This window comes from Mesorhizobium sp. LCM 4576 (assembly GCF_001854815.1).
Taxonomy (GTDB): domain Bacteria; phylum Pseudomonadota; class Alphaproteobacteria; order Rhizobiales; family Rhizobiaceae; genus Mesorhizobium; species Mesorhizobium plurifarium.
The window spans coordinates 455,174-472,689 of the sequence record NZ_MDDT01000024.1 but is presented as its reverse complement, the minus strand read 5'-3'; the positions used below and the strand labels follow the sequence as shown (position 1 = coordinate 472,689).

General features: G+C 64.2%; 15 protein-coding genes. 6 read left to right on the top strand and 9 right to left on the bottom strand.

The features are described 5' to 3' along the window. The first annotated feature begins 9 nt into the window (after nt 1–9). The 6 genes from LCM4576_RS15280 (at nt 10) to LCM4576_RS15255 (ending at nt 6,947) form a co-directional block, all read left to right on the top strand. Nucleotides 10–1,125, top strand: a complete 1,116-nt coding sequence (locus LCM4576_RS15280) for an ABC transporter ATP-binding protein (protein WP_071032885.1) — start codon at nt 10–12, stop codon at nt 1,123–1,125. A gap of 68 nt (nt 1,126–1,193) precedes the next feature. Continuing rightward, a complete protein-coding gene (locus LCM4576_RS15275; protein ID WP_071032883.1) occupies nt 1,194–2,711 on the top strand; it encodes a GMC oxidoreductase in 1,518 nt (505 codons plus the stop codon). 199 nt (nt 2,712–2,910) lie between these two features. Then, nucleotides 2,911–3,672: a 3-ketoacyl-ACP reductase gene (locus LCM4576_RS15270; RefSeq protein WP_071032881.1), complete on the top strand. Its 762-nt coding sequence runs from the start codon at nt 2,911–2,913 to the stop codon at nt 3,670–3,672. A gap of 6 nt (nt 3,673–3,678) precedes the next feature. Continuing rightward, nucleotides 3,679–5,307, top strand: a complete 1,629-nt coding sequence (locus LCM4576_RS15265; RefSeq protein ID WP_071032879.1) for a GMC family oxidoreductase — start codon at nt 3,679–3,681, stop codon at nt 5,305–5,307. A 7-nt stretch (nt 5,308–5,314) separates the two neighbouring features. Next, the gene (locus LCM4576_RS15260) at nt 5,315–5,635 is read left to right on the top strand and encodes a Dabb family protein (RefSeq protein WP_244508227.1); all 321 of its coding nucleotides are present in this window, start codon (nt 5,315–5,317) and stop codon (nt 5,633–5,635) included. Between the two features lie 94 nt (nt 5,636–5,729). Next, nucleotides 5,730–6,947 carry an MFS transporter gene (locus LCM4576_RS15255; RefSeq protein WP_071032878.1) on the top strand — a complete coding sequence of 406 codons (1,218 nt, stop codon included), beginning with the start codon at nt 5,730–5,732 and terminating at the stop codon, nt 6,945–6,947. A gap of 10 nt (nt 6,948–6,957) precedes the next feature. On the opposite strand, the gene LCM4576_RS15250 is transcribed toward LCM4576_RS15255, so the two are convergent. The 9 genes from LCM4576_RS15250 to LCM4576_RS15210 all read right to left on the bottom strand — a co-directional run bounded on the left by LCM4576_RS15250 (nt 6,958) and on the right by LCM4576_RS15210 (nt 17,452). Then, nucleotides 6,958–7,803 carry an EamA family transporter gene (locus LCM4576_RS15250; RefSeq protein WP_041012623.1) on the bottom strand — a complete coding sequence of 282 codons (846 nt, stop codon included), beginning with the start codon at nt 7,801–7,803 and terminating at the stop codon, nt 6,958–6,960. A 7-nt stretch (nt 7,804–7,810) separates the two neighbouring features. After that, nucleotides 7,811–8,728 carry an endonuclease/exonuclease/phosphatase family protein gene (locus LCM4576_RS15245; RefSeq protein ID WP_071032876.1) on the bottom strand — a complete coding sequence of 306 codons (918 nt, stop codon included), beginning with the start codon at nt 8,726–8,728 and terminating at the stop codon, nt 7,811–7,813. Between the two features lie 225 nt (nt 8,729–8,953). After that, nucleotides 8,954–10,507, bottom strand: a complete 1,554-nt coding sequence (locus LCM4576_RS15240) for a sodium:proton antiporter (RefSeq protein ID WP_071032875.1) — start codon at nt 10,505–10,507, stop codon at nt 8,954–8,956. Between the two features lie 176 nt (nt 10,508–10,683). Beyond that, nucleotides 10,684–11,748, bottom strand: a complete 1,065-nt coding sequence (locus tag LCM4576_RS15235; RefSeq protein WP_040990142.1) for an ABC transporter ATP-binding protein — start codon at nt 11,746–11,748, stop codon at nt 10,684–10,686. A gap of 15 nt (nt 11,749–11,763) precedes the next feature. Further along, nucleotides 11,764–12,555: an ABC transporter permease gene (locus LCM4576_RS15230; RefSeq protein ID WP_071032873.1), complete on the bottom strand. Its 792-nt coding sequence runs from the start codon at nt 12,553–12,555 to the stop codon at nt 11,764–11,766. Further along, nucleotides 12,552–13,460, bottom strand: coding sequence for an ABC transporter permease subunit (locus tag LCM4576_RS15225; protein ID WP_071032871.1), 909 nt, complete (start codon nt 13,458–13,460; stop codon nt 12,552–12,554). Before LCM4576_RS15225 ends, LCM4576_RS15230 begins: the two co-directional genes overlap by 4 nt. A 60-nt stretch (nt 13,461–13,520) precedes the next feature. Beyond that, complete coding sequence (locus LCM4576_RS15220; RefSeq protein ID WP_040990149.1) at nt 13,521–14,627, bottom strand: ABC transporter substrate-binding protein; 1,107 nt, start codon at nt 14,625–14,627, stop codon at nt 13,521–13,523. 245 nt (nt 14,628–14,872) lie between these two features. Beyond that, a complete protein-coding gene (locus LCM4576_RS15215) occupies nt 14,873–16,045 on the bottom strand; it encodes an iron-containing alcohol dehydrogenase (RefSeq protein ID WP_041012620.1) in 1,173 nt (390 codons plus the stop codon). 18 nt (nt 16,046–16,063) lie between these two features. After that, nucleotides 16,064–17,452, bottom strand: coding sequence for an aldehyde dehydrogenase family protein (locus LCM4576_RS15210; RefSeq protein WP_071032869.1), 1,389 nt, complete (start codon nt 17,450–17,452; stop codon nt 16,064–16,066). Nucleotides 17,453–17,516: the final 64 nt, after the last annotated feature.

Sequence of the window (17,516 nt, the reverse complement as noted above, 5' to 3'; positions counted from 1 at the left end):
GGAACGACCATGGCTTTTCTGGAAATTGATGGGCTGAAGAAGCGCTTCGGGAATGTCGAGATCCTGAAGGGCATCAATGTCGAGCTCGAAAAGGGCGGCTTCCTGGTGCTGGTCGGCCCGTCCGGCTGCGGCAAGTCCACGCTGCTCAACACGATCGCCGGGCTGGAGCAGATCACCGAGGGCGAGATCCGCGTCGACGGCCGCGCCATCAACGACCTGCATCCTTCGAAGCGCGACATCGCCATGGTCTTCCAGAGCTACGCGCTCTATCCGAACATGACGGTGGCCGGCAACATCGCCTTCGGCATGGAGATGCGCGGCGTGCCGGCGGCCGAGCGCCAGGCGGCGATCGACAAGGTGGCCAAGATCCTGCAGATCGGCCACCTGCTCAACCGCAAGCCCAGCCAGCTCTCCGGCGGCCAGCGCCAGCGCGTCGCGATGGGCCGGGCGCTGGTGCGCGACCCGAAACTCTTCCTGTTCGACGAGCCGCTCTCCAACCTCGACGCCAAGCTGCGCGTCGACATGCGCATCGAGATCAAGCGCCTGCACGCCACCACCGGCACGACGATCGTCTATGTCACGCACGACCAGATCGAGGCGATGACGCTGGCGACCAAGATCGCTGTCATGCGCGACGGCGAGGTGCAGCAGTTCGGCACGCCGGCCGAGATCTACAACAACCCGACCAACATCTTCGTCGCCGACTTCATGGGCTCGCCGGCGATGAACCTGATCCCGGCCAAGATCGACGGCAATGGCAGCGCGCTCTCGGTGGTGCTCGACCGCGAGGCGCGCCAGCCGATCGTGCTGCCGATGCCCGGCGCGCCTGCTGGCCTGTCGGCCTTCAAGGACAAGCAGGTCATCTTCGGCGTCCGGCCCGAGGCGCTGACCGACCCGGAGGGYGCCGAACGCAACGGTTCGAGCATCRCCACGGCCGACTGCCATATCGAAGTGGTGGAGCCGGCGGGATCGGACACTTTCGCCGTCACCAATCTCGGTGGCAAGGGCGTGGTGGCGCGGCTCAGAGCCGACGCCAGGATCCAGCCCGGCACCAGCACGCCGCTTGCCTTCAACCTCAGCAAGGCGGTGTTCTTCGACCCGGCGACCGAGAAGCGCATTCTCTGATGCATGTCGCCCAAAAGTGGCTCCGGTTTTGGGGCAACGACATGCATCAAAATAAAGATCTTTAGACTATGGCAAACCCGGATATCGTCATCATCGGCTCCGGCATCGGCGGCGCCACGATCGCCTCCGGCTTGGCCGGCAGCGGCGCCTCGATCCTGATCCTGGAGCGCGGCGAGCCGCTGCCCGCGACGCCGCATGCGCGCTCGACGCGATCGATCTTCATCGACGAGCACTACCGGCCGAAGGAGATGTGGCGCGAGGCCGGCGGCGCTGCCTTCAACCCCGGCAACTACTACTATGTCGGCGGCAATTCGAAATTCTTCGGCGCGGTCCTCATCCGCTACCGCAAGGAGGATTTTTCCGAGCTCGAGCATTTCGGCGGCGTCTCGCCGGCCTGGCCGTTTTCCTATGACGAATTCGAGCCGTGGTATTCGAAGGCCGAGCAGTTGTTTCGCGTGCGCGGCTCGCTCGGCGAGGACCCGACCGAGCCATTCCATTCGATCCCCTACGCCTTCAAGCCGGTGCCGGACGAGCCGCCGATCGCGCGCGCCCGCGCCGAACTGAAAGCCMTCGGATTGCATCCCGCTTCGCTGCCGCTCGGCGTCGACATCGAGACCTGGCTGAAGGAAGGCAAGACCGGCTGGGACGCCTTCCCCAACACCGGCCAAGGCAAGATCGACGCCCAGACCGGCCCGCTGACGGCGGCGCTCACCGACAAGAACATCCGGCTTGAAACCGGTGCGCATGTCGACTGGCTGGAAACGTCGCCGGACGGCAAAACGATTGCCGCCATCCACTACACAAAGAACGGCGCGCAAAAGACGCTGTCGCCGAAGCTCGTCATCCTGTCCGCCGGCGCGATCAACTCGGCCGCCATCCTGCTGCGCTCGCCTTCAGCCAATACTGGCAAGAATGGGGGCAAAGGCCTCGCCAACAGCTCCGACCAGGTCGGGCGCAATTTCATGAACCACAATTCGAGCGCGATGCTGGCGATCGACCCGCGCCGCCGCAACGACAGCGTCTACCAGAAGACGCTGATGCTCAACGATTACTATCTGTCGGACGGCAAGGGCGGCAAGCCGCTCGGCAATGTGCAGCTGCTCGGCAAGATCGATGGCAACATGCTCAAGGCCAATGTGAAGACGATGCCGAAATTCGTGCTCGACTTCATGGCCGGCCACGCCGTCGACTGGTACCTGATGTGCGAGGATCTGCCCGACCCCGAAAGCCGCATCATGGTCGACGGCAAGGAGATCGTCATGCAGTGGCGGCGCTCCAACATGCAGTCGCTGGAAGGCCTGACCAAGGTCATGCGCGAGAACCTTCGCGCCTGCGGCTATCCGATCGTGCTGTCGCGCCCCTTCGACAAGCGCACGCCCTCGCATCAATGCGGCACGGTGAAGATGGGCAACGACCCGGCCACTTCACCCCTCGACACGTTCTGCCGCGCCTACGACCACCAGAATCTCTACGTCGTCGACGCCGGCTTCCTGCCGACATCGGCCGCGGTCAAYCCGGCGCTGTCGATCGCGGCRCAAGCGTTGCGTGTCGCCGATCACATCCGCAAGACGGAGCTTGCCGCATGATGGGCTGGCGCCGCCCCTCATCCGCCTGCCGGCACCTTCTCCCCGTAAACGGGGAGAAGAGGGCTGGCCGCAACCCCTGCGCTCCTTTGGCAATTGGCGAAAGCGCCGATAACAGCGTCCTTCTCCCCGTCACTATACGGGGAGAAGTGCCCGGCAGGGCGATGAGGGGCAGCGCCGACCTCCGCAGGATCAGCTTCCAATGACCCGCCCGTCAGCCATCATCACCGGYGGAGCGCGCGGCATCGGGCTGGCCTGCGCGGACGCGTTAGCCGAGGCAGGTTTCGATATTCTTGTCGCCGACCTTGCTGAGAAGCCCGCTGATGGACTGCCCGAAAAGATCGTCAAGCACGGCGCGGAGTTCGCCTACGCCCGCTGCGACATCGCCGATCTCGCCAGCCACGCCGCGCTCGTCGAAGCCGCGATCAACGCCTTCGGCCACATCGATTGCCTGGTCAACAATGCCGGCGTCGGCGCCGTGGTGCGCGGCGATCTGCTGGAGCTGAAACCGGATAACTTCGATCGTGCGCTCGCCATCAACCTTCGCGGCACTTTGTTCCTCAGCCAGGCCGTCGCCAAGGCCATGCTGGCGAAGCCTGCCGTTCCAACAAGGTCGATCATCACCATCACGTCGGTGAGCGCAGCCATGGCCTCGCCGGAGCGCGCCGACTACTGCATTTCCAAGGCCGGGCTTTCGATGTGGGTGAAGAACCTGGCGCTGCGGCTCGCCGCCGAAGATATCGGCGTGTTCGAGGTGCGGCCGGGCATCATCCGCACCGACATGACCTCCGGCGTTTCGGCCAAATATGACGCGCTGATCGACGGCGGGCTGGTGCCGGCGAAACGCTGGGGCGAGGCCGCCGATGTTGGTGCCGTGGTCGCCGCGCTTGCCTCCGGAAAATTCGGTTTTTCGACCGGATCGGTCATCGATGTCGATGGCGCGCTCTCGGTGCCACGCTTGTGAGGAACAATGGCTGACTACATCATTGTTGGCGCCGGTCCCGCCGGCTGCGTTCTCGCCAACCGGTTGAGCGAGGATCCGTCCAATTCCGTTTTGCTGCTGGAAGCCGGCGGGAAGGACTGGCACCCGCTCATCCACATGCCGGCGGGCTTCGCCAAGATGACCAAAGGCATCGCCTCCTGGGGCTGGTCGACCGTGCCGCAGAAGAACATGAAGGACCGCGTCTTCTGGTACACGCAGGCCAAGGTCGTCGGTGGCGGCTCCTCGATCAATGCCCAGATCTACACCCGCGGCAACGCCCGCGACTACGACGCCTGGGAGAAGGAAGAAGGCCTCGCCGGCTGGGGCTATCGCGACGTGCTGCCCTATTTCAAGCGCGCCGAGAACAACCAGCGCTTCGCCAACGATTTCCATGGCGACCAGGGCCCGCTCGGTGTCTCCAATCCGATCTCGCCGCTGCCGATCTGCGAGGCCTATTTCCGCGCCGGCCRGGAAATGGGCATACCCTTCAATCCGGACTTCAATGGCGCGAGCCAGGAAGGTGTCGGCTACTATCAGTTGACCCAAAAGAACGCCCGGCGCTCATCCGCTTCCGTCGCCTATCTGAAGCCGATCGGTGCCCGCAAGAATCTGACGGTCAGGACTGACGTGCTCGTCACCCGCGTCGTCGTCGAGAAGGGCCGCGCCGTCGGCGTCGAGATCGTCGACAAGCCGGGCGGCGAGAAGACCATCCTGCGCGCCGACCGCGAGGTGATCGTCTCGTCGGGCGCCATCGGTTCGCCCAAGCTCCTCATGCAGTCGGGCATCGGCCCGGCCGACCATTTGAAATCGGTTGGGGTCACGCCGGTGCATGACCTGCCCGGCGTCGGCTCCAACRTGCAGGACCATCTCGACCTGTTCGTGATCGCCGAATGCACCGGCGACCACACCTATGACAACTACGCCAAGCTGCACCGCACGATATGGGCCGGCTTGCAATACCTCTTGCTCAAGAAGGGTCCCGTGGCCTCGAGCCTGTTCGAGACCGGCGGCTTCYGGTACGCCGACCCGACAGCCGCCTCGCCCGACATCCAGTTCCATCTCGGTCTCGGCTCCGGCATCGAAGCCGGCGTCGAGAAGCTGAAGAACCCGGGCGTGACGCTGAATTCCRCCTTCCTGCGCCCGCGCTCGCGCGGCACAGTGCGATTGAAAAGCGCCGATCCGGCCGACCATCCGCTGATCGATCCGAACTACTGGTCCGATCCTTACGACCRCGACATGTCGATCAAGGGCCTKCGGCTGGCGCGCGAGATCATGCGCCAGAAGGCGCTTCAGCCTTATGTGCTGCGCGAGGTGCTGCCCGGCCCTGCCCTGCAGAGTGACGCCGACCTTTTCGACTATGCCTGCCGCACGTCCAAGACCGATCATCATCCCGTCGGCACCTGCCGCATGGGTCATGAYGCGATGGCCGTGGTGACGCCGGATCTGAGGTTGCGCGGCATCGACGCCTTACGCGTCTGCGACGCCTCGGTGATGCCGCGCGTGCCTTCCTCCAACACCAATGCGCCCACCATCATGGTGGGCGAAAAAGGCGCTGATCTCATCCTCGGCCGCGAGCCGCTGCCGCCGGCCGTGTTCAAGGGCAACCAGGCGGCGTGAGGCATCAATGATGATCCGGCATTGCGTCTTTGTCCGTTTTCGCGACGACGTTCCTGAAACCGAGCGCGCGGCGATCCATGCCGATCTCGAAACCTTGCGCGCCGTCATCGACGGCATGGGCAAGGTAGAGTTCAGCGCCAATGTCAGTCCCGAGCCGTTTGCGCGCGGCTTCGGCCACGGCTTCACCATCGATTTCCGCGACGCCGCCGCCCGCGACGCCTATCTGGCGCACGAAGCGCATCAGCGCGCCGGCGCCCGCCTGGTCGCCGCGCTCGAGGGCGGTACCGATGGGCTGATGGTCATCGATCTCGAAGTGACGCAAATGTGACCGCTCGCCGGCTTAAAACCGGCTGCTGTCCCGTTCTCTTTTGCCCGCCCAGGAACATATCGTTGCTTTTGGGGGATGCAAAAGGAGGACCGCCTTGAACCTCACCGCTGAGCAGAAGAAAACCGTAGTCGCATCGTTTCTCGGCTGGACGCTCGACGCTTTTGATTTCTTCCTTCTGACCTTCCTGCTTACCGATATTGCCGCTGAGTTCCAGACCGACGTGCCGGCGGTCTCCAAAGCACTGTTCCTGACATTGGCGACGCRCTTCATCGGCGCGTTCTTCTTCGGCATGCTTGCCGACAAATACGGCCGCAAGCCGATCCTGATGCTCAACATCGTCAGCTATTCGGTGATCGGCGCCTTAGCCGCCTTCTCGCCCAACCTCGGCGTATTCCTCGCGCTGCGCGCCCTGTTCGGCATCGCCATGGGCGGYGAATGGGGCCTGGGCAGCTCGCTTGCCATGGAATCCATCCCGCCCAGCGCGCGCGGCACGGTCTCGGGCATCCTGCAATGCGGCTATCCGGCCGGCTATCTGCTGGCCGCGGTGGTCTATGGCCTGCTCTATGGGCAGAAGATCGGCGACTTCACCTTCGGCTGGCGCGCCATGTTCCTCCTGAGCTTCGTGCCGGCCCTGGTCGTGCTGTTCATCCGCTCGCATGTGCCGGAATCGCCGGCCTTCGTCGAAGGCCGCACCCAGACACGGCCAGGCCTCCTCGAAACGCTGCGGAAGCACTGGGGCATCGCGCTCTATGCCGTGGTGCTGATGATGTTCTTCAACTTCTTCAGCCATGGCACGCAGGACCTCTATCCGACCTTCCTGAAGAAGCAGCACGGCTTCGACACGCACACGGTGAGCTGGATCACCATCGTCGCCAATATCGGCGCCATCGTCGGCGGCCTTGCCTTCGGTGCGCTGTCGGAAAGGATCGGCCGCATCAACGCCATCACGCTCGCCTGCRTGATCGCCTTGCCGGCAATTCCGCTCTGGGCCTATACGACCACGCCCTTCATGCTGGCGATCGGCGCTTTCATCATGCAGGTGGCGGTGCAGGGCGCCTGGGGCGTCATCCCGGTGCATCTCAACGAATTGTCGCCGGGCTCGGTGCGGGCGACGCTGCCCGGCTTCATCTACCAGGCCGGCAATCTGGCGGCTTCCTATGGCGGCCCCTACCAGGCGGGGATCGCCGAAGCGCCGGGAGGCAGCTACGGCTATGCGCTGGCCCTGTTCGCCGGCGTGGTCGCCGTCTGCATCATCGTCGTCATCCGCTTCAGTCCGGAAAAGCGCGGCCAGGTGATGACCGTGCTCAGCTGAGTATCTGTTTTCAACCCATCCTGAGCGCGGCGACGCCGGCGACAATGCCGAGCGCCGCGGCCGCGCGCCAGGCCGTCATCTTCTCGCCCAGCGCCAGCACCGAGATCAGCATGGCGAACAGGATCGAGGTTTCGCGCAGCGACGCGACCGAGGCGATCGGCGCCTTGGTCATTGCCCACATCACGATCCAGTAGGCTGCGCCGCTGAGCACGCCGGTGAACAGCCCGGCCTTCCAGTCGCGCGCCAGCACCGGAAGCGACCGCGGTCCGCGGAAGGCAATGCACAGGACGAGCGCCCATGCCGCATCACAGACGAACAGCCAGGCCGCGTAGCTTTGCGCGGTTGCGGCCAGCCGCGCGCCGCTGCCGTCGGAAAGCGTGTAGCTGGCGATGAAGATCGAGGTGGCGAGCGCGAAGCCGACCGCGCGCAGATTGAGTTTCTCCAGATGCGCCCCACCCCGAAACGACATGACCAGCGTGCCTGCCGACAGAAGCACGATGCCGAGGATGGCGAAGGGCGCCGGAACCTCGCCGACCACGACGATGCCGCCCAGCGCCGAGAGCAGCGGCGCGGTGCCGCGCGCCAGCGGATAGGTCTGGGCGAAATCGCCCGCCTTGTAGGCGCCGATCAGGAAGGTCCGGTAGCCCATGTGGAAGAAAACGGAGGCGAGGATGAATGGCCAGACCTCGGCCTTCGGCACTTCGACGAAGGGCAGCGCCACAAGTGCCGCGGCGCCCATGCCGAGCGTCATCAGCGTGATCGACAGGAAGCGGTCGAGATGGACCTTGACCAGCGCGTTCCAGATCGCGTGCATGGCCGCCGCCGAAAGCACCGCCAGGAAGACGAACAGCGTCATCCCCGCCTCACCTGCCCGCCAGACTTGAGCCGATGCCCGGCGTTTCCAGATCGATATCGACCCGAAGCGGAAAATGATCGGAAGCCACCTCGCCGATATCGGCGCTGACCGAACGCACGCGCCCGGCCAGCATGCCGCCGACGAAACAATGATCGAGCCGTCGTCTCGCCAGCCTGCCGTCGATGATCTTTTCGTGCGTATGGAAGTCCGGTCCCGGCTCGGTGGCGACGGAAGCGGCATCGACGAATCCGTCGATATAGGCGGCTCCGCGGTGATAGGGGGTATTGCCGACGATGCGCCGGTATTCGGCGCTGCCTGGCTCCATGTTGAAATCGCCCAGCCAGATCGCCGCCACCGGGTTTTCGGGTTCCGGCTGGCCGTTCGACCAGTTGCGTCGCGGCTCATCGTCGACGCCGCTCCAGGGGCCGCCGTCGGACGGCGCGCGACGATGCTCGGCATTGAGATAGTCGATCTGCTCCAGCCGCTCCTCGGCCGCGATATGGGCAAGATGCAGCGAGAACACGCGCACTGGTCCCGCCGGCGTACGGATCATGCACTCCAGCGCCGCGTTGCGGGTGTTGAGCGGCCTCAGCGTGCGCCGCAGCGGCAGCGTGTGCAGCCGCGACCAGACGATCGGCAGCTTCGACAGCACCATCGTGCCGAACTGCCGCCGGCGATTGACGATGCGGCCGCCGCGCCTCTCGCTGGCATCCATGTCGAAGGCGGGGCCATAGGCCCAGTAATAGTCGGGCAGCAAGCTGGACAGGATCTCGGGCTGATCGTCCTCATTGGTGCGCTGCCAATGCCGCTCGACTTCCTGCAGCGCGATGATGTCGGCGCCATCCACCAGCCTGGCACAGCGGCTGAGATCATAGCGCCCGTCGCTGCCGTAGCCGTATTGGATGTTGTAGCTGATCAGCTTCATTGATTAACCGGCTCACTTCTGGCGATTGCAGTAGCGCAATTCCAGGAAAAGTGTGAGCGTTTAAGTTCGGCGTCTTCGCCGTAACCTTTCCGTCCGGAATTGCGTCGAGAAAAAAGACATAGAGCGGTTCGCCGTTTCAGGTGAAACGCTCTAGCGCCAGGCCCCTTGCGTTGCAATGGACCGGCAGGACAAGTGGAATAGTCCAATGGAACCCGGCGAACCGCGCTAATAGGTCGTCAGCGGCTGGAAGCTTCCGGCGGGCGACGCCGCCAGTTCCGACCAGTCGATCTCCTCTTCCAGCCGGTGGTAGGCCTCGTCGCCGATCGTGCCGTTGCTGCGCAGTTCCTCCAGCGTGTCGCGCTGCCGCTTGATGGCGTAAAGGCGCAACCGGTCGTATTCCGTCGCGGCTTGCGCGTCGTCGGGGTTTTCCGCAACCCGCCGCTGCGCCTCATACTGCTCGCGCACGACGGCGGCAGCGGCCGATGTCTTGCGGTTCAGCACGTCGAGCGCGGCCTGCATGAYGGCGACGCGCGCCTCGGCTACTTCGCGATCGATCGTCATATCCCGCTCGAAATTGAGCCAGCGCAGAAGCGGCTTCAGGCTTATCCCCTGCAGGACCAACGTGCCAAGCACGACAGCGAACGCGGCAAGCACGATCGGGTCACGCCCAGGAAAATTGGCCGGCAAGGCAATTGCCACCACCAGCGTCACCAGCCCGCGCATGCCGCACCAGCCGACAAGCACGGCGCCGCGAAACGTCGGCGCATCCTGCTTTCTGTCTTCGCCGCCGGAGCGGGCGAACCAGCGTATGACCGCGACGTAACCCGCCACCCACACGAGCCGCGCCACGATGACGACGACAAGCACCGTTGCGGCGAACAGGAATGCTCCGCCTTGCCCGTCGCCGGAGAGACGGCCGACGATCGACCGCGCCTGCAGGCCCATCAGCACGAAAGCCAGCACGTTGAGCACGAATACCGCCGACTCCCAGACCGAATAGGTGCTGACGCGACGTCTCGCCGACATCCGGCGCGGCGCGGTGCGCGCGATGGTGATGGCATAGACGACGATTGTGATGATGGCGGACAGACCGAGCTTGTCGGCAATGATCCAGACGGCGAAGGTTCCGGCGAACTGCACAACGGTGCTGCTTGCCGCGTCCTCGATGCGGGTGAGCRCCAGCAGTGAGACGCGGCCGAACAGATAGCCGGCGATAAYGCTACCGACCGTCGCGAGCAGGATGACCGGCACCGCGTCCTTCAGCATGAGCGTGYCGACCGCTGCCGCGACCGAAATCCGGTAGATCAGCAGCGCCGTGGCGTCGTTGAGCAGGCTCTCCCCTTGCAGGATCGCGGTGATGCGGTGCGGCACCTTGAACTGGCTGAGCACGGCACTTGCCGCGACCGCGTCCGGCGGCGCGACGATGGCGCCGAGCGCGATCGCCGCCGCGATCGGCAGTCCGGCCATTTTCCAGCCGACGAAGGCGACGACCACCGCGGTGAAGACGACGGCGCCGAGCGCCAAAAGCACCAGCGACAGCCGGTACCGCTTCAGGTCGCGCAGCGAGGTGTCATAGGCGGCATCGAGAAGCACCGGCGCGATGAACAGCGCCAGCGCCAGTTCCGGATCGATCTCGATCACCGGCGCGCCCGGCACAAAGGCAAGCCCAACGCCCGCAAGCGCCAGCAGCGATGGGTAAGGCACCTCCAGCCGCCGCGACAGCGCCGTCAGCGCGACGGCGATCAGAAGCAGGACGAGCGTAAGTTCGAACAGAGCCATGGCTCATCGTAGCGGCGAAGCGCGAAGCTTGGCAGTACCTTCGAGTCAGGATGCTGTTGATTTATCCGGCAAACCCGCGCTGCCTCATAGGGTGTGCTCGCAGGACAAACCGATGGCGCCCGTATACCACCGAGAGCCCCTGGCATGTCTTATCGGCATCAGGACGGCCAGGGCCGTCAGTGCAGGACCAGCATATCGCCCGACGAGAACGAAATATCCGCCTTGTCGCCGACGACCGGCGGCGGCGTCGTCGAATTGTTGAAGGTATCGAGCGAAACCGTGTTGCCGCCGATGCCGACGCGCACGCGGATGACCGAGCCGAGGAAATGCACTTCGGCGATCTCGCCCGACAGGCTGGTGTCGTGCCCGGGCTGGCGCGCCAGCGAGATCGCTTCCGGCCGCAGCGCCAGCGACAGCGTATCGCCGGACTTCGAGCCGTTGAGTTTGCCCTTGAGCGAGACTTCCTGCGCGTTGACCTGCACCTTGCCGGCCGAGGCGTCGGTGACCTTGCCCTCCAGCACGTTGAGCGTGCCGACGAAATTGGCGACGAATTTGGTCGCCGGCCGGTTGTAGATCTCGAACGGCGTCCCGACCTGCTCGGCCCGGCCGCCATACATCACCGCGATGCGGTCGGAGATCGACAGCGCTTCTTCCTGGTCGTGYGTGACGAAGATGGTGGTGATGCCGAGCTTCTTCTGGATCGAACGGATTTCCTCGCGCAGCGACACGCGCACCTTGGCGTCGAGCGCCGACAGCGGCTCGTCAAGCAAAAGCAGCTTCGGCTTCGGCGCAATGGCGCGCGCGAGCGCGATGCGCTGCTGCTGGCCGCCGGAAAGCTGGTAGGGATAGCGGTCGGCCATCTGTGGCAGCTTGATCATGTCGAGCATCTCGGCGACGCGCCTGTCCGCGTCCGGCTTCGACATGCCGGCCACCTTGAGGCCGAAGGCGATGTTCTGCGCCACCGTCAGGTTCGGGAACAGCGCATAGGCCTGGAAAACCATGCCGACATTGCGCTGGTTCGGCTTCAGCCTGGTGATATCCTTGCCGGCTACGACGATCTTGCCTGCCGACGGCTCCTCGAAACCGGCCACCATGCGCAGCACCGTCGTCTTGCCGCAGCCCGACGGCCCGAGGAAGGAGACGAATTCGCCCGGTTCGACATCGAGATTGAAGTCCTGGACCACGGTTGTGGCGCCGAAGGATTTTCGAACGTGCTGGATTGAGAGGAATGGCTCAGCCATGGCTTTCTCTTTCGCTCAATTAGGGCGGTTCGCCGATTTCGGCGCGAAGCGGGACAGGACCTGGATCAGCGACATACAGCCCCAGGTAATGGCGAAGGCGATGATGGCAAGTGCCGCTGGCTCGTAAGCACGGTTGGCGCCCATGTTCTGCAGATACGGGCCGAAGGCCGGCCGGTTGAGCAGGYTGGCCACGGTGAACTCRCCGATGACGATGGCAAAGGTCAGGAAGGCGCCGGACAGAACCGCGATCAGCACGTTGGGCAGGATCACGCGTCCGATGATCGTCGTCCAGCCGGCGCCGAGGATCTGCGCCGCTTCGGTGAGCGTCCTGACGTCGATGGTGCGAAGGCCGGTATCGACGGCGCGGTACATGTAAGGCAGCGCCAGCGTCGCATAGCCGATGACGAGCAATGCGTTGGTGCCTAAGCCGCTGGCGAGGAACGGCAGCGGCGAGCTAGAGCCGTACATGCGGATATAGCCGAACACGATGACGATGGCGGGAATGACCAGCGGCAACAGCGTGACGAATTCGACRATCGGCCTGAGCTGGGGCAGGCGCAGCCGGATCCAGTAGGCGGTGGGCACCACCAGAAGCACGCCGAGGATGATGGTGAAGATCGCGGCCACCACCGAGAAGGTGAAGGATTCCTGGAAGCGTGCATCGCCGAGCACGACGCGGTATGCCTCGAAGGAATATTCGCCGCGCTTCATGCGCATTGAGAATTCCAGCGTCGCGATCAGCGGAATGAAGAAATAGGCGGCGCCGAGGACGAACGTCAGCCAGGCCCAGAACTTACCCGACTTCATTTGAGCCACCTCTCCGAGCGGGTCCGGAACCAGATGTAGAAGACATTGGCGAGCCCGGTGATGAAGATCATGCCGAAGGCGATCGCATAGCCGAGATTGGCGTTGTGCAGCACGTCGCCGCGGATCTGCGCATAGAGCACGATCGGCACGATGTTGAGCGACGAGCCGGTCAACGCATAAGCGGTGGCGATGGCGCCGAAGGCGTTGGCGAAAAGCAGGATGAAGGTRCCGAGGAAGCTCGGCCACAGGACAGGAATGACGACCATGCGCCAGTACTGCCACTGGGTGGCGCCGAGCGTCGCGGCGGCCTCGCCCCATTCCTTTTTCAGGCCGTCGATCGCCGGCACGATGATGACGACCATCAGCGGGATCTGGAAATAGAGATAGGTCAGCGTCAGRCCCCAGAAGGACAGCACGTTGAAGCCGTGCTGATAGAGGTCGAAGCCGATCGAGCRCAAAAGCACAGTGAGCAGGCCGAGGCGGCCGAGCGTCGCCAGGAAGGCGAAGGCCAGCGGAACGCCGGCAAACTGCGAGGCGACGCCCGAGAAGGTGAGCGCCGCCGAACGCGTCCAGTTGGGCAGGCCGCYGCGCACGATGGCGATGGCGATGGCGAGGCCGATGAAGGCRCCAAGYAGCGACGAGGCGACGGAAACCTTGATCGAGATCCAGTAGGCGGCAACGATGGTCGGCTGCGCGAGATCTGCGATGTTCTGCAGCGTGAAGCCGCCGTCGGCGTTCTGGAACGCGCCGATGATGAGATAGAGCGTCGGCAGGATCAGGAACATCAACGCGAAGATGATGAAAGGCGCGACGCCCAGCCATTGCGTGGGCAGACGCATCGCGCGCGCGCCGGGCGGAATGGTCTTACCGGCGGCGGACGGTCCTGAAAGGCTGATATCGGTCATGCCTGACTGCCTTCAATAAGGGAATCCGGGCGGCGCAAGGCCGCCCGGAAGAGCATCGACTTACTTGACGTTGGCGCCGACGACCGAGTCCCAGCCCTTGGTGATCTCTTCCTTGGCAGCGCCCTGCTCGTCGAGCGACGGGAACACGGCCTTGGCATAGGCGTCTGCCGGCGGCAGCTTGTCGAGCAGCTCCTGCGGAACCTTGCCGTTCTTGGCGAGGTCGTTGAAGCGGATCGGGTGGCAATAACCCTTCAGCCAGCCGATCTGGCCTTCGTCGGAATAGAGGTATTCCATCCACAGCTTCGCGGCGTTCGGATGYGGCGCGTAGGCGCTGATCGCCTGCACGTACACGCCGGCGACGACGCCGGTCTTCGGGATGACGATATCGGTCGGCGGGTTGCCGTTCAGCGTGTCGCGGCCCGACAGGTTGTTGTAGTCCCAGTTGATCAGGATCGGCGTCTGACCCTGCGCGAGCGTGGCCGGCTTGCCGATGACCGGAACGAAGTTGCCGCCGGCGTTGAGCTTCTTGAAGAAGTCGAGGCCGGCTTCGCCGGCGGCCTTGCCGGCAGCGGCGCCGGTGGACAGACCGGAAGCGTGGACGGCCTGGATCGCCTGGTTCGACGCGCGCGGATCACCGGCGAGCGCAACCGAGTTGGCGTATTCCGGCTTCAGAAGGTCGGCCCAGTCGGCCGGAACGTTCTTGACCAGATCCTTGTTCACCATGAACGACAGAACGCCGTAATAGTCGCCGTACCAGGCGCCGTCGGCATCCTTGGCGCTGTCCGGGATCGAATCCCAGGTCGAGACCTTGTAAGGCATCAACAGGCCGTCTTTCTTGGCCGAGGGGCCGAAAGCCAGGCCGACGTCGATGACGTCGGGGGCCTGCGGACCCTTGTTATCCTTGTTGGCCTTGATCGCCTCGACCTCGTCGCCCGAGCCGGCGTCGGGATTGAGTTCGTTGATGGTAATTCCTGGATACTTAGCCTTGAAAGCGTCGATCACTGCCCCATAGCCGCACCAGTCATGCGGAAGCGCGATGACAGTGAGCTGGCCTTCCGCCGTCGCGGCCTTGGCGAGATCGTCCAGCGAATCCGCGGACGAAATCATCGTCGACGCAAAGAGCGTCGCGGCCGAGAGGGAAAGCACTTTCCCCGTGAACTTGAACATGTGTTCTCTCCGTTGAACTGGCGCCGTTGGGCGCCTGCGATGYGGGTATCGTTTTCGTGTGACAGCCAGATGAAGGCTTTTTGAAACCGGAGCCCCGCGGCGAAAAAAGTTAACTCTTTTTAACGGACTGTAGCAATTAGCCCGCGCTTAATTTTCCGGCTAATGGTTAGCCGCCTTGTTTTTTGCCCCGCTCCTCCTCCAGCTGCTCGCCCTTTCTTCAACTCTTCGGCATTGAAAGCCGGCTCTCAGACGGAGCCGGCGATCGCGTTTTCGAGCAGCGCCAGCGCCGCTTTCTTGGTGAGCTTGACCGGATTGCCGCCGGCCGTCGGGTCGACCACCGCCATATCGGCGATCAGCGCCTTGCGCTTCTTGTCCATGTCGAGCCCCTTGATCAGGCCGGGCAGCGCGTGCGGCACCTTGAGCTCCTTGCGCAGCTTGATGACTGCCTTGGCGAAGCCGTCGAAGCCGCCCTTTATGCCGCAATAGGCGGCGAGCCTGGCGATACGGTCCTCGATCGCCTCTCGATTGAAGGCGAGCACATAGGGCATGAACACGGCATTGGTCATGCCGTGATGGGTGTCGTAGAGCGCGCCGATCGGATGCGACAGCGAATGGATGGCGCCCAGCCCCTTCTGGAAGGCGGCGGCGCCCATGGCGGCGGCGCTCATCATGTGGGCGCGGGCGACGAGATCCTTGCCGTTGGCGAAAGCCTTCGGCAGGTTCTCGAACACCAGCCGGATGCCTTCCACCGCGATGCCGTCGGCCATCGGGTGATAGCCGGGCGCGCAATAAGCCTCGAGGCAGTGCGCAAGCGCGTCCATGCCGGTGCCGGCGGTGATGAAGGCAGGCATGCCGACCGACAGCTCCGGATCGGCAATGACGATCGCCGGCAGAAGCTTCGGATGGAAGATGACCTTTTTGGTATGGGTCTCCTCATTGGTGATGACGCCGGCGCGACCGACCTCGGAGCCGGTGCCGGCCGTGGTCGGCACGGCGATGATCGGCGCGATCGCATCCGAATTGGCCCTGGTCCACCAGTCGCCTATATCCTCGAAATCCCACACCGGACGCGTCTGTCCGGACTGGAAGGCGATCAGCTTGCCGAGATCGAGGGCCGAGCCGCCGCCGAAGGCGATGACGCCGTCATGCTTGCCCTTCTTGAACACGGCGATGCCGGCGGTGAGGTTGGACTCGACCGGGTTCGGCTTCACCTCCGAAAACACGCCATAGGGGACCTTGGCGTCGTCGAGGATCTTCAGCGTCGAGGCGACGACCGGCAGTTTCGCCAGGCCGGGATCGGTGACGAAGAGCGGACGCTTGATGCCGGCGGCCGCCAGCGCATCCGGCAGTTCCTTGATGCGGCCGGCGCCGAAACGGACGGTGGTGGGGTAGTTCCATTTGGAGATGAGCTTGGACATTTTTTGTCTTTCGAAAGGTCAGATCGCTTCACGCAGGTGATAGGATTTCGGGCGGGTCAGATTGTCGTAGCCGATGGCCGARAGCGCCGCGCCCTTGCCGGTGTCCTTGACGCCGGTCCAGACCAGCGCCGGATCGAGATAGTCGCAACGGTTCATGAACACGGTGCCGGTCTCGACGCGGTCGCCGATGGCGATCGCATGCTCCGTGTCGCGCGTCCAGATCGAGGCCGTCAGCCCATAGGGGCTGTCGTTCATCAGCGCGATCGCCTCCTCGTCGTTGCGCACCTTCATGATGCCGACGATCGGCCCGAAGCTTTCCTCGCGCATCACGCTCATCTGGTGGTCGACCTCAGTCAGCACCTCCGGCGCCAGATAGGGCGAGCCCGGCTTGTCGTTCTCGACCTTCATGTTGATGTGCGCGATCGCGCCCTTGCGCAGCGCTTCTGCCTTCTGCTCGCGGATCAGGTCGGCGAAACGCGCCTGCGCCATCGGGCCCATGGTGGTCGCCTGCTCCAGCGGATTGCCGACGATATAATTCTTCGTCTCGGCGATGAAGCCCTCGACGAACTCGTCATAGACCTTCTCATGCACATAGACGCGCTCGATGCCGCAGCAGCACTGGCCGGAATTGTAGAAGGCGCCATCGACCAGGTTGGCGACCGCATGGTCCAGCTTGGCGTCGGGCAGCACATAGGCCGGGTCCTTGCCGCCGAGCTCGAGGCCGAGCGTCATGAAGGTGCCCGCCGCGGCCTTCTCGATGGCGCGGCCGCCAGCGACGGAGCCAGTGAAGTTGACATGGTCGATCTTGCCCGAGCCGAGCAGCTTCTCGGTCTGGGCATGGTTCATGATGAGGTTCTGGAACAGGCCCTTGGGCAGGCCGGCCTTGTCGAAAGCCTGCTGGAAGCGTTCGCCGACGAGCAGTGTCTGCGCCGCRTGCTTGAGGATGACGGCGCTTCCGGCCATCAGCGCCGGCACGATGGTGTTGACCGCGGTGAGATAGGGATAGTTCCACGGCGCGATCACCAGCACGACGCCGAGCGGCACCTTCTTCACATAGCGGCGGAAGCCGTCCTTCGGATTGGAGGCCATGACCGGCTTCAGCGCAGCTTCAGCGATCTCGACCATATAGCTGGTGCGTTCCTTGACGCCGCCGAACTCGCCGCCATAGCGCACCGGCCGGCCCATCTGCCAGGCGATCTCGGGCACGATCTCGTCGGTCATGGCGACCAGCGCTTCCAGCATCGCCAGCATATACTTGCCGCGCTCGACGACCGGCGTCTCGGCCCACTTCTCCTGCGCCGCCCTGGCGCGCTCGACCRCCGCACTGATCGCCTGGTCGCTCGCGACCGGCCGTTCGGCGTAGATCGAGCCGTCGATGGGGGATTTGAGTTTGACCGTTTCGGTCATGTGTTCCTCGCAGTTTTATAACACTCGCAATGATGTGGCTGGCGCTTCCTTCATGCGCCGGCCG

What these genes read in the sequence shown, in the direction of transcription:
- LCM4576_RS15215 (WP_041012620.1), bottom strand. Translation starts at nt 16,045, where the DNA reads ATGTCCAAGCTCATCTCCAAATGGAACTACCCCACCACCGTCCGTTTC.
- LCM4576_RS15260 (WP_244508227.1), top strand. Translation starts at nt 5,315, where the DNA reads ATGATGATCCGGCATTGCGTCTTTGTCCGTTTTCGCGACGACGTTCCT.
- LCM4576_RS15250 (WP_041012623.1), bottom strand. Translation starts at nt 7,803, where the DNA reads ATGACGCTGTTCGTCTTCCTGGCGGTGCTTTCGGCGGCGGCCATGCAC.
- LCM4576_RS15245 (WP_071032876.1), bottom strand. Translation starts at nt 8,728, where the DNA reads ATGAAGCTGATCAGCTACAACATCCAATACGGCTACGGCAGCGACGGG.